The organism is Vibrio sp. La 4.2.2 (genome assembly GCF_027586995.1).
GTDB classification, from domain to species: domain Bacteria; phylum Pseudomonadota; class Gammaproteobacteria; order Enterobacterales; family Vibrionaceae; genus Vibrio; species Vibrio mediterranei.
In genome coordinates this window covers 99,834-117,767 of the sequence record NZ_JAPPTJ010000007.1, presented here as the reverse complement: position 1 = coordinate 117,767, position 17,934 = coordinate 99,834, and the positions used below count along the sequence as shown (strand labels likewise).

The 17,934-nt window shown below is 43.6% G+C and carries 15 protein-coding genes; 3 read left to right on the top strand and 12 right to left on the bottom strand.

Features of this window, described 5'->3' with window-relative positions:
* Window positions 1-2: 2 nt before the first annotated feature.
* The 4 genes from cobA to nirB all read right to left on the bottom strand — a co-directional run bounded on the left by cobA (window position 3) and on the right by nirB (window position 4,724).
* Window positions 3-755: a uroporphyrinogen-III C-methyltransferase gene (cobA, locus tag OH456_RS17220; RefSeq protein ID WP_006070705.1), complete on the bottom strand. Its 753-nt coding sequence runs from the start codon at window positions 753-755 to the stop codon at window positions 3-5.
* 126 nt (window positions 756-881) lie between these two features.
* Window positions 882-1,742, bottom strand: coding sequence for a formate/nitrite transporter family protein (locus OH456_RS17215; RefSeq protein ID WP_006070704.1), 861 nt, complete (start codon window positions 1,740-1,742; stop codon window positions 882-884).
* A 97-nt stretch (window positions 1,743-1,839) separates the two neighbouring features.
* Window positions 1,840-2,163: a nitrite reductase small subunit NirD gene (nirD, locus tag OH456_RS17210; RefSeq protein ID WP_270033946.1), complete on the bottom strand. Its 324-nt coding sequence runs from the start codon at window positions 2,161-2,163 to the stop codon at window positions 1,840-1,842.
* A gap of 2 nt (window positions 2,164-2,165) precedes the next feature.
* On the bottom strand, window positions 2,166-4,724 hold the full coding sequence (gene nirB, locus OH456_RS17205; protein WP_006070702.1) for a nitrite reductase large subunit NirB: 2,559 nt from the start codon (window positions 4,722-4,724) through the stop codon (window positions 2,166-2,168).
* Window positions 4,725-5,150: 426 nt separating this feature from the next.
* Here nirB and OH456_RS17200 point away from each other — a divergent pair, with 426 nt between their 5' ends.
* Both OH456_RS17200 and OH456_RS17195 read left to right on the top strand, forming a co-directional pair.
* On the top strand, window positions 5,151-5,321 hold the full coding sequence (locus OH456_RS17200) for a hypothetical protein (protein ID WP_006070701.1): 171 nt from the start codon (window positions 5,151-5,153) through the stop codon (window positions 5,319-5,321).
* Window positions 5,308-7,518, top strand: a complete 2,211-nt coding sequence (locus tag OH456_RS17195; RefSeq protein WP_270033945.1) for a hypothetical protein — start codon at window positions 5,308-5,310, stop codon at window positions 7,516-7,518. Before OH456_RS17200 ends, OH456_RS17195 begins: the two co-directional genes overlap by 14 nt.
* 30 nt (window positions 7,519-7,548) lie before the next feature.
* Here the strand turns inward: OH456_RS17195 and OH456_RS17190 are convergent, their stop codons facing one another.
* Window positions 7,549-8,169, bottom strand: a complete 621-nt coding sequence (locus OH456_RS17190; protein WP_038222142.1) for a LysE family translocator — start codon at window positions 8,167-8,169, stop codon at window positions 7,549-7,551.
* A 282-nt stretch (window positions 8,170-8,451) separates the two neighbouring features.
* Between OH456_RS17190 and OH456_RS17185 the strand changes: the two genes are divergently transcribed.
* Window positions 8,452-9,534, top strand: coding sequence for a TRAP transporter substrate-binding protein (locus OH456_RS17185; RefSeq protein WP_006070697.1), 1,083 nt, complete (start codon window positions 8,452-8,454; stop codon window positions 9,532-9,534).
* 49 nt (window positions 9,535-9,583) lie between these two features.
* On the opposite strand, the gene OH456_RS17180 is transcribed toward OH456_RS17185, so the two are convergent.
* The 7 genes from OH456_RS17180 to OH456_RS17150 form a co-directional block, all read right to left on the bottom strand.
* On the bottom strand, window positions 9,584-10,132 hold the full coding sequence (locus tag OH456_RS17180; RefSeq protein ID WP_006070696.1) for a DUF3124 domain-containing protein: 549 nt from the start codon (window positions 10,130-10,132) through the stop codon (window positions 9,584-9,586).
* A 178-nt stretch (window positions 10,133-10,310) separates the two neighbouring features.
* Window positions 10,311-12,395, bottom strand: a complete 2,085-nt coding sequence (locus OH456_RS17175; protein WP_124939771.1) for a transporter substrate-binding domain-containing diguanylate cyclase — start codon at window positions 12,393-12,395, stop codon at window positions 10,311-10,313.
* A gap of 267 nt (window positions 12,396-12,662) precedes the next feature.
* On the bottom strand, window positions 12,663-13,871 hold the full coding sequence (gene emrD / locus OH456_RS17170; protein WP_270033944.1) for a multidrug efflux MFS transporter EmrD: 1,209 nt from the start codon (window positions 13,869-13,871) through the stop codon (window positions 12,663-12,665).
* 192 nt (window positions 13,872-14,063) lie between these two features.
* Window positions 14,064-15,737 (bottom strand): mechanosensitive ion channel domain-containing protein, encoded by a 1,674-nt coding sequence (locus OH456_RS17165; protein WP_270033943.1) that lies wholly within the window; start codon window positions 15,735-15,737, stop codon window positions 14,064-14,066.
* A 29-nt stretch (window positions 15,738-15,766) separates the two neighbouring features.
* On the bottom strand, window positions 15,767-15,931 hold the full coding sequence (locus tag OH456_RS17160; RefSeq protein ID WP_006070692.1) for a hypothetical protein: 165 nt from the start codon (window positions 15,929-15,931) through the stop codon (window positions 15,767-15,769).
* A 263-nt stretch (window positions 15,932-16,194) separates the two neighbouring features.
* Window positions 16,195-16,551: a ribosome hibernation-promoting factor, HPF/YfiA family gene (hpf, locus tag OH456_RS17155; protein ID WP_006070691.1), complete on the bottom strand. Its 357-nt coding sequence runs from the start codon at window positions 16,549-16,551 to the stop codon at window positions 16,195-16,197.
* 95 nt (window positions 16,552-16,646) lie between these two features.
* The gene (locus OH456_RS17150) at window positions 16,647-17,927 is read right to left on the bottom strand and encodes an MATE family efflux transporter (RefSeq protein ID WP_124941166.1); all 1,281 of its coding nucleotides are present in this window, start codon (window positions 17,925-17,927) and stop codon (window positions 16,647-16,649) included.
* Between the last annotated feature and the right edge of the window lie 7 nt (window positions 17,928-17,934).

Here is a 17,934-nt window from a genome sequence, read left to right as displayed (position 1 = left end):
TATCAGAACCATTTCAACTTATCATGCAGTTGCGTAACACTTCCAACCACGATCAATGCAGGACTTTCAGCCTCACTTGCCATTGTAGGCAGCGTGTTAAGTGGCCCTTGGAAAACGCGCTGTTCTTTGCGTGTACCGTTTTCAATCACTGCGCATGGCGTATTTTCGTCAAGACCATGGGTAATTAGTTTATCAGTGATACGGCCGCTTTGCTTCAGACCCATGTAGAACACAAGTGTATTGTTTGATTGAGCCAGTGAACTCCACTCAATTTCTCGGCCGTCCTTTTGAACATGTCCGGTAATAAACTGTACGCTTTGAGCGTGGTCGCGGTGGGTGAGGGGGATGCCAGCATAGGCTGTGGCACCAGCCGCTGCGGTAATTCCTGGAACCACTTCAAAACTAATGCCATTTTCTGCCAGTGTTTCTAGCTCCTCGCCGCCACGACCAAATATGAAGGAGTCGCCGCCTTTGAGGCGCACCACTTTGAGTCCTAACTGTGCTTGTTCAACTAAGATCTGGTTGATTTGATCTTGAGGCACACAGTGGTAATCGAGCTTTTTGCCCACATAAATCATCTCAGCATCTGGTTTGGCAAGTGCAAGAATTTCTTTAGAGACTAAACGGTCAAAAACGACAACATCAGCCGATTGAATTACGCGATATCCTTTCACTGTCAACAAATCAGGGTCTCCCGGCCCTGCACCGACTAGAGAAACGAAGCCAGTGTTTAAAGATGTTTGATGAGTGGTCATAGTTATGCCTATCAATTTCAAATTTTGGATATAAAAAGTAAAACTCAGATAATGGCAAAGTTAATACTGTTTATAGCCAAAGAAGCTATCAACAAGGCCTCGCACATAGTACGAGGCCCAATAAGCTTATTTGCTCAGTGCTGGTTCAGCGTTCACTGACACTTCTGCGTCTGCTTGTGCATCTAGAGATGGTGCAGTTTTAGCGTGAGTTAGGTAAAGCGGGAGACAAGTCATGATAAGACCGCCAACGATGTTACCAAGAATGGTAGGGATTAGGTTGAAGTTCAACCAAGTTGCAATACCAAAATCGGCACCAAGAATCATACCTAGTGGGAATAGGAACATGTTTACCACAGTATGCTCAAATACTAGTGCGAAGAAGATGAAGATAGGGAACCACATCATCGCCACACGACCTGATACAGAACGTGCTGTCATGTTGCCGATAACGCCAAGGCATACCATAAGGTTACAGAAGATACCGCGTACGAAACAGGTGATCCATCCGTCCATGCCCATGTTCTCAAAACCAAGGCTACGAGCTGTCGATACCGCTACAAACTTTTTAGCAACCGCATTAAGTTCCAGAGAGAAGTTACCAGTTAGTGAAACTGCTACAAGGTAAGCAACGATAAGAGAACCAATTAGGTTGCCCAAACCTACGAGTCCCCAACAGCGGAAAATACGGTTCCAAGTAATACCCGGACGGTTAGCAAATTTAGCCAGTGGCGCAAGACCGAATACACCCGTTACAAGGTCATAGCCCATTACACTTAGAATAACGAAGCCAACAGGGAAGACGAGTGCGCCTACGATACCGATACCCGTTTGGACGATTGTTGTGATTGCAACAACTACCGCTAAAGACAGGATGATACCGGCCATTGTGCCACGAAGGAGGAGGTCGCGAGTGCTTGTTTTTGTTTTCGCTTCGCCAACGTCGATCATGGTTTGCACAAACTGCGCAGGTTTAAAATCAGCAGACATAGAATTGTACCTATTAAAAGTTAAAGTTAAAAAGTTAAGATTGAATAGTGATAGGGGCTAGAGCTTCCAACCCCTATAGGCTATTCAGTCTCTTGGCTTACGCCGAAACTTCTACTGCACCTTTGGTAATACGAGTTTTGTATGCTTTCACGCTAAAGCGCTCATCTTCCATACAAGTACCTGTTGCTAGGTTAAAGCGTTGTTTCTTAAGAGGGCTTGCTACCCAAAGCTTGCCTTGGTGCTCAACAATTAATCCACGTGATAGCACGTTAGATTGGTAGAACGGGTCCATGTTGCTGATCGCCATCACTTCTTCAGCGGCCGTTGGGCGAAAAATAGCAACCTGTTGGCCATCCACCAATGCACATACGCCAGTACCAGGGATGATGTCTTGGATATCACATACTTTTTGAAATGCCATGATTACTTCTCCAACTCAACGTGTAGGATGTCACCCTTAGCTTCTGGGTGTTTCTCTGTAAATGTCGCTGGACGGTGTTGCTCACGCTCTTGAACGAAGACCACATTGTCATCGCGAAGATCGCTGTTGATAAAGTGAGAGAAGCGTTTAAGCTGAGACTCATCTTCAATTGTGTTCTTCCATTCGCAACTGTAATCACCCACTAGACGTTGTACATCGGCTTCTAACTGTTCGTTGATACCAAGTTTGTTATCAACGATCACCTCACGTAGATAGTCGACGCCGCCTTCCATGTTTTCCATCCAAACTGAAGTACGTTGTAGCGGAGCAGCAGTACGGATATAGAACATCATGAAACGGTCGATATATTGAATTAGCGTTGCTTCGTCTAAGTCAGAAGCAAGTAGGTCAGCGTGACGTGGCTTCATACCACCGTTACCACATACATACATGTTCCAGCCAGCATCCGTCGCGATAATGCCCAGGTCTTTACCTTGAGCCTCAGCACACTCACGAGTACAGCCAGAAACGCCAAACTTCATCTTATGAGGAGTACGAATACCTTTGTAACGGTTCTCGATGCGTGACCCCAGACCAACAGAATCTTGAACACCATAACGACACCATGTTGAACCCACGCAAGTCTTCGCCATGCGAAGTGCTTTGGCATACGCTTGACCAGTCTCGTAGCCAGCCGCAATCAGTTTTTTCCAGATAGCAGGAAGGTCGTCTTTTTGTGCACCAAATAGACCAATACGTTGAGCACCCGTGACTTTCGTATATAAGCTGTACTCTGCTGCCACTTCAGCAAGCACTTTCAGTGCTTCAGGAGTAACTTCACCACCCGCCATACGAGGAATGACAGAGTAAGTACCGTCTTTTTGAATGTTACCTAGGAAGTTGTCGTTGGTATCGTGCAGTTTCACAAGCTCAGGCTTAAGAATATGCTCGCCCCAGCAAGACGCTAAAATAGAGCCTGCAAGAGGTTTACACACTTCACAGCCGTAACCTTTACCGTGTTTCTCAAGTAGTTCTTCGAACGTCTTGATTTCTTCGATACGAATTAAGTGGAACAGCTCTTGGCGAGAGTAAGCAAAGTGTTCACAAACGTCGTTTTTAACTTCGATGCCTGATTTTGCTAGTTCAGCATTAAGGACCGAGGTAACAAGAGGGATACAACCGCCACAGCCCGTACCTGCGCCCGTCACTGCTTTAATATCGCCAATCGTGTGGTGACCGTCAGCAACAGCTTGTGCAATCTTGCCTTTAGTGACATCAAAACAAGAACAGATAACGGCTGATTCAGGTAGAGAATCTGCACCTAGTGTCGGCTTTTCAGCACCAGCATGCGCAGGTAGAATCAAAGTATCAGGGTGCTCTGGAAGTTCGATTTCATTGAGCTTAAGCTGAAGTAGATCGCCGTAATCAGAAGTATCGCCAACCATTACTGCACCAAGCAACTTCTTGCCATCTTCAGAAACAATCAAACGCTTGTAAACTTCTTGTTCTTCGTTTTGGTATACGAAGCTCTTACAACCAGGAGTACGGCCATTTGCATCGCCAATAGAGCCCACTTTTACGCCAAGTAGCTTTAACTTAGCGCTCATATCTGCGCCTTCAAACTGACTGTCGTTACCTACCAAGTGGTCAACAGCAACTGTCGCCATTTTATAACCAGGAGCAACTAACCCGTAGAAAGTACGGTTCCACGAAGCGCACTCACCAATGGCATAAATATCTTGGTCAGTAGTTTGAGCGAAGTTGTTAATTTCGATACCGCCACGAGGTGCAACACCTAAGCCCATCTGACGAGCAAGTTTGTCTTGTGGGCGGATACCCGCAGAGAACACGATGAAATCTACTTCAAGATCAGTACCGTCAGCAAACACCATAGTGTTGCGGGCTTCATTACCTTCGGCTTTGATTTCAAGTGTATTTTTGCTTGTGTGAACCTGAACGCCCATACGTTCAATCTTGTTGCGAAGTTGCAAACCACCTTGAAGGTCTAACTGTTCCGCCATTAATACTGGAGCGAATTCCACAACGTGTGTCTCGACGCCCAGTGCTTTAAGTGCTCCGGCTGCTTCTAAACCAAGTAGACCGCCACCAACAACAACGCCGCGTTTACTCTTTTTCGCCGTTGCTTCAATAGCTTTTAGGTCTTCGATAGTACGATAAACAAAACAGTCTTTGCTCTCGTTACCTTTAATAGGTGGTACAAATGGGTAGGAGCCTGTTGCGAGAATAAGCTTGTCGTACTTAATTTCACGACCAGTACTTGAATAAACGATTTTGTTTTCGCGGTTAACGTTGATTGCGCGTTCACCAATAAGGACATTGATGCCGTGCTTTTCGTAGAAACCTTCTTTAACTAGGGAAAGTTCGTCTGCAGTGTGGTGTGAAAAGTAAGAGGAGAGGTGGACACGGTCATACGCGACGCGTGGTTCTTCGCAGAAAACGGTGACGTCATAGTTAGCCATATCGGTTTTCTCGACTAAGTCCTCGAGATAACGATGACCAACCATGCCGTTTCCTATCACGACAAGCTTCATCTTGCTCATATTAATACCTAAGTGTTAGTTCTTCGAATCTTCGCGCATTGTTAAATGTGAAAGAAAATTAAAACATGATGTAAATCAATTACACTTTTAAACTACTCTAAAGGGGTAGATTGGGTGATTAACTAATCAACAAGTTAATAGTAGAAGAAGCTATTTATAGGGGAAAAGCATAGCAATCGTTTTGCCATAAGAGTGAACGCAGATTAGCATAGATATATTTGTCATACAATAGTGCTGTTTTTACATATATTGTAATTTACCTACATAAACCATGTAAATTGTATGGTTTATAAGCAAATGCCATATGTATATGGGATTTTGTTCTATAAACTTATGTATCCATTATCCTAGGGTATTTATAACCACATTATAAATAAGGTTAGTTGGCGCGAATTACGTTCGTAAGTTGAATTACAAGGAGGAGATATGAAACGACTTCATATCCAAGCAGTAATCGCTACCTTTGTCCTAGGAATACTCTTCGGTTGTAATGGAAGTGGAGGAGACTCCAGCTCAGGTAATCAGACTCAAACCATTCCGACATCTCAGCTTTCGCTGCCTGAACAATTGGAGGTAGTGACCAATGAAAACGACTAAACTAATTCCACTTGTCTTGGCGCTAGCCCCTTTCACTATTCAAGCCGCATACAATGACGAGGGCACAGACTATACGCTCGCAGAGCAGCGGACACATGTCTGGAACGAAGCTTTAGAACCTATTGAACTCGTGAACAGCATTCTGTGCTTTACGGCGCAATTCAACAGCGTCGAGTTTGCTAACCAAGGGCCTTACTTAGTGTTAGCTGATGAGTCGGTGTGTTTTGATGAAGATAAATCAGGTGATAGCGGGCAATCATCAGGCGCGAGTAATCAAACCCAGTTGATGAAAGCGGTAAGTACGGTTGTTCGAGAGTCTGATTCCGACCCTTTACGCGTTAGTGTATGGCTTCCAGATATGGGACAAAGTGATGAGGGGGAACAAGCGATTAAGTTCAAAGCGGAAATTCGTAATGGCGCTACTGATGCCAATCCATTTGGCGACTTCACCTTTAACTTTGACTTCTTTGATAATTTTGACCAAAACAATCAATCAGGAGGAGGTGAAGTCAAAACGATCTCTGATCTTGATGGACAAATTGGTTTCACATTATATGAGCAGGGAAGCCACGGCGGTAACCAAAGCTACAAACAATGTGCCAGTGTTGTGATGTCTGAAGATAGAACTACAGGCGTTGCGTTAACGGGCATGGAATACTCTGGTCAATATGGTAGTGGAGGACAGACGTTTGCACTAGCATTCAATGAGAATCGTGTATTAGTTCAGAGTACCAATGGCGGTTTTGATGATTTGCCTTACAAGTCAGGAGACTTTGCAACTGGCTCTCAATGTTTGAGTCGGACAGAATTTACATCGCACGTTCATCGATATGATTTATTTGATATATCGACAGGGGCTGCTGTCGAACTCAATAGTGGCTTTCCTATTCGTTATGACTCTACGGGCAATGGCAAGAACGATAACTACGGCTTTATAGGTTATTGGGGGCTTTGGACCGAAAGCGGTCATCAGTTCAGTAATGGTGACACCGTAGTGAAGGATAACAACGAACAACAGGAAACTTTGACTATCGTGACAGCGCCGGGCCGTTTAATCAAGAACACAGTGAATACGTTAGCGCTCACTGAATTAGCAGGGATAGACTTTAACTATTGGGATGATGATGTCTATCAAGACAACTCTTTCGATCAGTGGGTCGTGAACTATAGCAATCAACAGTTCATTAAAGTTGGTAAGCTGTCTTGGACGGATAATGGTCCTAGTGTGACTCAGCTAGAAACTCCAATCGTAATATCGCTTAGCGATTACGACAGTCTATATATGTATTCTGAGCAGCTCGGCGGAGAGGTGAAGTATCTTAACGGAGAGGATAGCATAACTTATTATGTCCAAACCTTTATTGATGGGTCACAAAACGGTGATGCTGCACTTCCTAACAACGGCACCATTACACTAACTTGTTACGATAATTGTCCGATCGGTACCATTGATGACCAGCATATCGCCCAGTATTGGGGAGAGAATAGCCCATTTGAAACTGTGCATGGCACTGCTTATCAATTTACGTTCTCGATTGATGGTGTTAACGCACTGACGCTCGTTAGCGTAACCAGTGGCGAAGCGGTTCATTTCGATTCGTCTGTTACCTCATCAAGCCTTGAATCTACACCTCACCATTGGGGATTGAGAACAGGACCAATGGTTCTATCGTCGCAGTCTATTTCTGATCCATGGGAAATTTACGATCCTAATGTTGTGCAAGAATTTTATGTGTGGGAAACAGGGGTCAATGAGTGGAATCGATTGACTACAGTTCGCAGTGAATCGGGGGATATCGTGAGCTTCGACCGTCCAATTCAGTTTAGCTATGTTCATACCACTAACAATGATCGAAATGGTGATGCTGGTGACTATGCGAACCAGACCTTTATGCTTAACTACGGAGGGAATGGTGATCTATGGGGCATTCCAAGTATCAAAAATGACGAGGACGACCATTATCGTGCTGCCTTTTCAATCGGCGATGGTGTAGTTATGGGAGGAAGCAGTCAATACGTTATAAAAGCTCGTGAAATTGAAGAGTTGATGAAACCTTTGGCAACGTCTGAGTGCGACGCATTAACCTTGCAAGACCCTGCCGTTGCGGTACCAACTTCTGTCACGGGTAGTGCCGATATCGGTAGTATGCCTGAAGTGACGGGAGAGCCTTCAGTGATTGCAGGTGTAACACAATAAAATAAATGGGCTCCAAATCGGAGCCCATTTTTACCCAATAAACAACCAAACCCCAACACCACACATGAGTGTTCCCGCAATGCGGTTCATGGTCCGTACGTTGTTTGCATTACCCAATGTTCGTTTCAATCCTTTTCCGCCAGTCGCGTAGATAGTCATACAAACAAACTCACTGACCAAAATAATTCCGAGCATGATCGATACTTGTCCAAACATTGGCTTTGACTGGTCGATAAATGGGGGAAGAAGCGAAATCATAAATGCCCAACCTTTGGGATTGGCAATAGCGGTAACAAAGCCTTGAACGACTAGATCCCAATCTTTGTGTTCGGTTTGTTGTTCAACGTCAGAGGTGATGGCTAGTTTACCACGTGAGCGCCACATTTGGATGCCAAGATAGAACAGATAAGTTGCGCCGACGGCCTTAAAGACAGTGAATACTTCTGGGTATTTCAACATGACGGCAGCAATACCTAAGATAGCAGCAAGAGAAACGGCGGCAACACCGAGCAATTCACCGACCATCATCCACAACGTACGTCGGTAGCCAATACTCATGCCCATTGTAAGCGCCAGTGTCATGCACATTCCTGGGGTGATAGAAACAAAGAAAAATGTGGGGATGAATATTGAGAGTGTTGCCCAGTCCATAATGATGCTTATTAGAATATTTAACAATTTAGCTATTAATAACAGAGATTTCGTGACAGAACTATCAATTTGTTAAACAGAATGGAATATTTTTGGCTAGTGAAAGGTTGGAGTTAAATAGAGTCGTTAGACGATGTGAAGTATAAAATAGGGATAAACGGTTAAATATTAGGCGTAATGACTGCTTAAGAAAAATACACCCAAACGGTAACACTTTGACATACATAGTGTTTACATCCATTGTTGTTGAGCTATCCAATAACGTACATAGGAATCTAAGAAATGGAATTCACAAAAACCATTCGTCGACTGAGTACTATCGTCATTGCATCCCTCACTGCTGTGGCAACCTTTCAAGTGCAAGCTGACGATAAAGTTTACCGTTTAAAACTGGCAGAAACCTGGGGGCCTAATACACCAATTCTGGGTGACGCGAGTAAGAATATGGCAAAGTTAGCCAAAGAAATGTCGAATGGACGTTTAATTATTCGAATCGACTCTGCTAACAAACACAAAGCTCCTTTAGGTGTGTTTGATATGGTTAAGTCTGGTCAATATGACCTTGGTCATTCAAGTTCATACTATTGGAAAGGTAAGGTCCCTAATACTCTGTATTTCTCATCGATGCCATTTGGTATGACAACGATGGAGCAGTATTCGTGGTTCTATCATGGTGGGGGTCTAGAACTCATGCAGCAAGTCTATTCACCGCATAATTTGTTGTCGTTTCCTGGCGGCAACTCAGATATACAGATGGGTGGTTGGTTTAAAAAAGAGATCAACACCGTTGAGGATCTGCAAGGTTTGAAGATGCGTATCCCTGGCTTTGCAGGTGAGGTGTTAGCGAAAGTTGGCGCGAAACCAACCAACATCGCGCCGGGCGAACTGTATACCTCATTAGAGCGAGGAACAATTGACGCATTAGAGTGGGTGGGGCCTGCCTTTGATTTACGAATGGGTTTTCAAAAAATCGCACCTTATTACTACACAGCATGGCATGAACCAGGCTCTGAAACTCAGTTCTTGGTCAACAAGAAAGTGTGGGAATCTCTGCCAGCAGATCTCCAAATCATTTTAGAAACTTCGTTCCGCGTTGCCGCGTTTGATATGTACACCCAAGCTTTGCATGAGAACGCGAACAGTTGGTCTAAGATGAGTTCAGAGTATCCGAATATTAAAGTCCGTTCTTTCCCGCCAGAAGTAATCAATGCCCTAAAAGCAGCAAATGAGGAACTACTTCAGCAGCAGGCGGCTAACGATAAATTGGCGAAAGAGATTCTTGATTCACAAGCCAATTATCTAGTGAAGATGCGTGAATGGACGAACATCTCACTTCAAGCTTATCTAAACGAACAGGCCAACTAGTTACAGTGGTTATATTGAAAAAACACCCCGCATTATGCGGGGTGTTTTTTTATAGAGGAGCTCGACTAGTGAATGAAATATCCTTTCCATGGCCAGAGCCAATCATGACCGCTTCAAAAATAGGGGCTGACGCTTGGTTTGGGTTCGACCATTCGATTAAGAAATTAGCCCCTGCGCCTCCACTGACTTCACGCTTTTCAACCAAGTATTCAGAACTGGACATTGCCTCAAGTTTGTAACCTTCGGAGACAAACTGACGAACAAGTTGGCCGTTGGTGTCATAGTAATTGATGCTATGGATATTAATACTTGAGTTAGGGTCAGTGTTACGTACAACTAAGGTGCTTTCCAGCAATACGGGTTTACCACCATCGGTATAAATATGTGAATAGACAGGAACATAAGAGCGAGCGGTATCACCAAGACTACCATTTGTTGCTTTTAGAGAAGTTCTTTCTATTTGTTGTGCCTGATGGCTAAGCTTCTCTTCTATCGTATCAACAGACTTCACTAGAGTACCAAGATAGATAGCGAGTCCGATAACAAGTATGGTTGAGATAATGGACACGAATTGGCTAGCATTTTGTTTTGCAGTCATAAAGTCTCCTGTTTTTGTTTATTTCACTAAAACTATTATATTCGCAATCTCTTGCTAGGTGTCATAAATTGCTTCAAATCAGGGAGTTATGAGAGAGGTTTTCTGTTAGCAATTGTGTTTTTTTGAGGGGGGAGTCTTTTCTAAGAAGCATGTTGGAATAAAGGTTAAGCAGTTTTACTTATCCTTTGGGAACATCACGATGTGAGCGTTTTTTGGGGTCATGAACGATAGCAAGATCTCTGAGTTTAGCCTCATCAATAATGACACTTCGGATCTTGTCATTACGCTTAGCTTCGTACATAGCGAAGTCTGTATAGATAAGCAACTGCTTGATACTTAACTCACTAGTGTCTGGTAAGAAGACTCCAACAGAGGCATACAGCGTCAATACAACCCCGGAACCGCGCACTATAAACGGATAGCTTTCTAGTTGGTCTAATATTGTTCTGAGTTCATTAGGGTCGAATTCAGTGATGGCAACGAACTCGTCACCACCGATCCGGTAAATTTGACCATCAATGGTTTCTTTCAAACGTTTGGCGTAGCAACGTAATACTTGGTCACCGACCGTATGACCATAAGTGTCGTTAATGTGTTTAAAGCGATTAAGGTCGATGTAAATTAGTCCGTGGCCTTTTTCTAGAGCCTGTTTACGGATACGGTTTAAAGCATGACGATTTTTAAGTTTAGTCAGTGCATCATGATTGGCGCGATGATTAGTTATGTAACCGAAGAAAAAGGTCACTAGCACTAGCAGCGCTAACAGTGTATTGATGATATTTAATCGACGTTTGTCACTCTCTTTTTCATTCAGTTCACGCCAGTTTGCTGGTGGCTGATAACGGCGGTTGATTGAGTTGGCGTCGATAAAGTCTAAGGTTCTATTAAACAACTGAGCGAGAATCTCGCCACGCTCAGTTTTAGGAAACCCAAAACTCAACTCAGATTGATAAAAAGGGCGAAAGTAACGGTCTTGTGTCACGTTGGTTATATTGTGTTCGTACAATAATGTGTCTAACGTAACTTGACTGGTAATGGCGTAATCGACCTCTCCAGTAGTGAGCGCGTTAATGAGCTTTTCAGTATTGCTATAGTAAACCAGAGTTTTGTTGGGCAATGAACGTCGAGTGATGGAGGCAAACACATCGTTTTCCACTACACCGACTTTTTCCGCGAACAGTTCGGAAATATGTCGGTAGACTTCTTCTTTGTAACCAACACGCTTGGCGATGGCACCATGAATAGAAGCGTAGGGACGACTGAAGTTTAGTATACGTTGACGGTGTTTTATGTCAGCAATAGGAGTCGTCACGTCACGTTCACCCAAAGTGAGCTTTTGCAAAGATGCTGACCACGATTCTGTAGGATCGTAGACCATTCGGCATTTTAGTTGATTGAGTTTGCAAATTTGCTTTGCAAACTCAACAGAAATACCCTCAGGTTGTCCATTCGCTCCTGAAAACACATAAGGTGGGCGAGGGTTAAGATAGATCTCAATAATAGAGTCTAGGTCTAACCCACTGGAGTTAACTTTGTGTCTCAGTTGTTTAATGGCAATTTCGGTAATGTAACTGTCGATGTAACGACGAATTTCTTTCTGGACAGAGTCTTTTGCAATAATGTCGCTAAAAGCCGCCAATAGTGGTTTGTTCTGTTGTTTGTTGGTAATAATGGATACAGGTGGAATGGAGACTTGGTCGTTGATCGAGGTTGCTTTAAACCCCGCAGATAAAAAGCTCTCTAATTGTAGGAAAGTGCCAATATAGCCATCTATATTACCAGCCAATAAGCTCTCAAATGCAACGTCATTGTCATTGAACCCCAATACACGTTTGTCTGGATAGTATCTCTGAATTATGTCGTTAAACGCTGTTCCCATTGTTGTTCCAATGACATGCATTTCATCAAACGACTCGCCACCTTTGTTAAATAAATAGGTTGGCTCAATGTTGATTGGCTCAGAGAAGATGAATCGTGAAGCTCGACTCTTGGTATAGGTAATATTAGCGACAAAGTCTATTTTACCGTCTTCAACAGCATCTAATCGCTCACCAAATACAGGATAGTCTGCGTACTGAAAAGAGATATTGGATTGTTTTTCAATGGTAGAAAAAATAAAACGGGCGATAAAGTCACGTTCATGAGCCGCGACAATATAGGTATCAGACTGAGCTAGAGTAACGTGCGTGGCTCCTAGTAATACGATCAAAACAACCATGCGAGCGAGCATGGTTTTAAGAGTGAGCACACATTTAAGTTTCAACTCCAATAACTCCTTCCTTGGGGTGAATCAGAGGTACAGACATAGTTTAATAATAGATATGAAGAATACAACGTTAACTGGCTGAATTAAAAATAAAAGCTGGTTTATTTTCGAAAACTGAGAAGGGCGTGTTGCTCCTTGAGTGAATAGCGCATGATTATAAGAAAGTTGAAGTTTGAGTAAGTGTTCTTATGAGGGGCAAAGCGACGGACGAAGGATCTTAAAAAGGCTACCTAAGACTGAGGTAGCCTTTGTTTCTTTTCTAATTTAAACCATTACCGCATCGTCGGCGTTATCTGGACCATTGTCGCGCTTGGCGATATGCAAACCCCACATAGCTAACAACGCCATGATCAACATGATTACGCCCAGTGGTAGCTGGCTAGTAGCGGGTATAACAGATGCGCCTAAGGTTGCTAAACCAGCACCGAGATTTTGCATACCCCCTAACACAGCTCCACCTGTTCCCGCGTGGTTTGGGAAAGGGGTTAAGGCACCTGTAGTTGCAGCAGGGAACAAAACACCTGCGCCAAGGAAGTAAACGGTAGAGCCGATGGTAAGTGTCCAAGCGTCGGTCGAGCCTTGTAATCCAGGCACAAGGACGACCGCTGAGCCTACAAGTATCGAAACCAAACCAAACTTAAATGCTGCGTTGTTACCATACCGTTTTGCGATAATGGAAGAGAACCCAGCACCAAGTAAATAACCTGGAATTGGTAATACAAACAGGATGCTTACCGTCAGTGCCGAAAGCTTTAAAACACCACCAAACAACACACCAGCAGCGGCTTCAAACACGGCAACGCCTGCAAAGGTAGCAACTAAGCAAATGACATAGCCCTGAAAACGCTTGTCAGAAAGCACAAATCGGTAGTTATCCATCGCCGAACTTTGGCTACGTCTCTCAACTGGTAGAGTTTCGACCAGTTTGGAAGCCATGACTATGACTACTGCAACAGCAAACAGAGTCAGAAAAAGGTAGCTAGAGCGCCAACCCATAGTTTCAGTTAACACGCCACCAAGAACGGGGGCGAGCAGCGGTGAAAAGATCACGCACATACTAATGAGGCTGTTGGCTCTGTGTAATTCTTCGCCTGAAAAGCAGTCACGAGAAAGAGTTCGTGACATTGCGCCGCCACTACCAATTCCCGCTCCTTGAATGAAGCTGCCTAGTAGAAAGAGTTCAAAAGAATGTGCAAATAAGCTTACGAGCGCTCCAATTAGATAGATAACAAGACCAACGATAATTATTGGCTTGCGACCTAATCGATCCGACAGTGGACCATAGATGAACTGGGACAAACCATAGGGAATTAAGTAACACGCCATTACTGCCTGCAGCATCGCTGGATTAACGCGGAACTCTTGCGCCATTTGCCCAATTGACGGTACGTACATTGTCTGGGTCATTTGGCCAACGGCAGTCAAAATTGCGATTAAAAAGGTCAGCCTAGCTAATGGGTATTTGGATGCCATTTCGTTTTTGTCTCGTCTCTGCGTGGTTCGTGCTTTTTGTTGTTCAAATTCGCCACTGTGGGCGGTAGGGCGCAGATATTAGAGTTTGAAATAGAATCAATCAATAGAAAAGTGTGATGACAATCACGATAAATATTTTGATTTTCCATAACTAAAACTAATGCGAACTTCGGTTGAAGTTCGCATTGGTGGTTATTTGCTTGCGACTTGAGTGACCAGGTCTAGTGTTGTGTTTTGAGCGAGGTCATGTTGATATACGTGAACGTCTCTTTGTGGGAAAGGAATACTGATCCCATTGCGGTCCAGTTGTTTCTTCACCTCTTCGGTCACTTCCCAATATACATCCCAATAGTCTTCTGTTCGTACCCACGGTCGAACAATAAAATCGACAGAGCTTTCATTAAGTGTATGTACATAGATCATCGGCTCTGGAGATTTAAGTACTTTCGGGTGCTGCTGCAAGATGTCAGAAAAGACCTGTTTCGCATGATCTATATCGTCGCCGTAGCCAATACCAAAGGTCATATCAACACGTCGAGTTTTCTCTGCGGTAATATTATTGATAGTATCGCCCCAAATCTTATTATTCGGAATGACTAATCTTTGATTATCAACAGTCCGTATGGTCGTTGATACTAAGCTCATATGGCTCACTGTTCCTGATATGCCGGCAACCTTGACCAGATCTCCTACATCAAAAGGACGATAGATGAGTATCATCATGCCAGACGCAAAGTTAGACAAGGTATCTTGTAGTGCAAAACCAATAATTACACCCGCCACTCCAAAACCAGTCAATAGCGGTCCTAACTCTATACCAAGCTGTGATAAGGCTATAAGCAGCCCTAGAGCCGTTACTCCTTTTTGTGCCATTGAAACAAAGAAATCTTGCATCAAAACACTGAATTTCATTGTTGAATGGCTAACGCTCTTCCTAACCGCCTTACCAACAATTTTAGCGAACGAACGTGACAACCAGAGTATGACGCCAAAGACGAATATCTTCACAATTAGTGACGGAGTATGCTCCATCGCCCAATCTTTAAATGCGCCTAACCACTCTTTCATGAGCCCGACAATTACGCTGAAATCGAGAACGTCCGTGCTAATATCCCCCGTTACAGTGAATAACAGCTGTTTATACTCTGTAGTGTCAACACCGTAGTTTTCCAACAGGGTAATACTGGACTCTAAGCTAAGAATAAGTAAATTAATCTGACCAGAAATTCGGATCCCATCTTCTTGCAATCCTGCTTTACCGTCTTCTGGTACGTAAGCAAGTCGGTCATTAATGTCACTTAGTTGGCTATCTAAGAAAAGAACAGAGTTATATAAAAAGTCAGCACGTTTCTGTAAGTCTTGCTCTAATTGAGTTTCCGCTTTTGAAATGTCTACCCCTAATTCAGCGGCCCAAGATAACGTGGTGGACAGATCAGCATAATACTCATCCATCGCGGTAATACGTTTTTGCATTGCAAACTGAACGGCATCTTTTTCAGTGTCGCTCGCAATTTTGGATGCGTCGGAAAGTCGTTTAAGGTCTTGGTCGTTTGCCGCGAGTAATGTTTGTAAGAGGTGAATTTGTTGTGTAACAAGCTGCTTGTTCTCATCTACTTGGTTTGTATGTTGCAACTGTTCCGCAAGTGATTGTCTCAACGCGTCGTTTTTTCTGTCGATGATACTCTCTTCAAAACGGTTAAGTTCAGCCTGCTTTTGTAATGTATTTATGTCCTGTTGAAGTGCATCCATTTGCTCGAAGAGTGGGCTTGCAGTACCTACAGATGTGGCATGGCTATTTTCGGCTAGCGTAACAGGAGAGGCACATCCAATTGCCAATGCTAAAACAAGAGTTAATTTGCTTTTCATTCGCTGTCTCTGGTTGAGTTGATGTTGGATTATCGCTTAGCGATCCATGAGTAGGTTTTTTTAGCAAGCCATACTCCGGCTTTGGCGATCGCTGTGATTAGCGTAAAAAGAAAGGAAGCAATAGATGAGATTAACTCCCCTGTGCCAACCATCAGTTTGTAAGTGTCAGTGTGTTGAAATTCTCTATATGTCATATCGTGCCTCCTAAAGCGTTAAGCACATAGTAATGACAACGCATTATTGAATTTGTCATTTTGCGCCATTGTGGTCAGAAAGGAGCGAACTTTAGAGAAATGCTGAGCTGGGTTCGATATTGTTGGCAATAAAGCAGATATTTAGAATAGAAAAGTCAGTGTAAGAATTTATGAATGGGAATGGATAAGTTATTGAACTGCAATAAGTTTTTGAGTTAAAGCCGGCTAAGAGCCGGCTTTTTAGGTTGTATTTAAAGGGTAGGCTAAGTGAGTTTCATTTCTTGAATGATGTCTGACGCGATCTCTGGTTTGGTGCTCGTCGGTTTGGCGTGCAAGTCAGTTTTTAGTTGTCCTTTTCGGTTTCGCAAACCTGCTTCAAGCTTCTTCAACGCTGCGGAAATGGCTGGGTACATAATATCGTGGGTGGCTTTAGCTGATACTCTCACACCCTCATAATTGGTGAAAATTTCCACTTCGTGTTGGCCATGCTCTTTCTTGATAATGATGTCACAGCTGATCAACTGAGGAAAGTGAGCTGATACTTTGTCAAATTTGTTTTCAATCTCTTGACGAGACTCTTCGCCAATTGAAACGTGGTGGGTCTGAACGTTTATTTTCATTAATTGTACCTCTCCTTTCACTACGTCTTTTAAACGTAGCAAAGGAGGGCTATTTTGACAAAAATAGTTAGTACAAATGGAATAGAAATTGAGCCTTATTTAGAAAGGGACTTTTCTAATTGCGTTAAAGAATAACTGTATGTGAACCAAGCGCTTAGACCCGCAAGGACATTTCCGACCAAAGCGCCCCAAAAGAGTCCTTCGATTCCTCCAAACTGTGACCCTAACCACAAGCAAGGCAAGAAGAAGGCAAATAAACGAAGCGCTGAAATGGTCAAAGCGGTTTTTGCTTTGCCAAGCGCATTGGATATAGACACCATTAACATACAGATGCCCAAAGGCCCAAGGCTGAAAGGGACTAAAATAAGATGATAATTGAGGATCTGTTGTACATTGTCTTCGCTGGTCATCAGTATTGATAAGTGACCTGCAAACAAGTAAGTGATAATGGCGACTAAGAGTTGGAACGCAAGAATATAACTTACGGCAAGGTTGACGAGTTTTTTGATATCTGTAAGGTTTTTAGCCCCCAATAGCTTACCGACCATAGGCGGCATAGACATGGTCAAAGCTAATACGGTTACAATGGCAAAAAACTCGTAACGAGAGCCCAGTGCCCATGCAGCTACTGCAGCAGTACCAAATGTTGCGAGTAGTTTAGTGGCCAACATCGAGGAAAGCGGGGGAAGTAATTGACTGACCATCGCGGGTGCCATAATTTTCCATATCGACTTCAAACTGTTTACTACATTGACATCTTGCCAATCAAACGATGCCCAATTCTTATTGACCACTTTCGGTGCGACAAAAGCGATACCAATACCAAAAGCGACGATAGTCGCGATTGCCGCGCCATTGATACCCAAATCAAAGGTAAAGATAAACAGTGGATCGAGAATTAAGTTAATGATACTCGTGGCGACCATCATCATTCCTGGTAGAACCGTATTCCCATTAGCGCGACAGACGCTGTAGTAGAAGTACAGCACCGCACCAACCCAAGAGCTTAGAAGCCAATAAGGCCAATAGCTGTCAATTACTGGATAGACAGATTCGGGTGCACTTAACAAGGCGAGGATTGGGTGTCGGATTAGCCAAATGAGTACGCCAATTGCCGCAACGCCTAAGCTACCGAAAACTAGGATCAACCCCCCTAATTGTTTTGCGTAAGACTCGTCATTGGCCCCCAAAGCACGAGAAATGATTGCCGTTGTAGCGATACCAAGGCCTACTTGGATACCAATAATGACCATTTGCATCGGCAGTGTAAAACCTTGAGCAGCGAGAGGTAATACGCCTAGTTGTCCGATAAAGGCACTATCGACTAATTGAAAGCTCATAAGGGATAACACACCCAGCACCATAGGAAGGGTCATGTTGAAC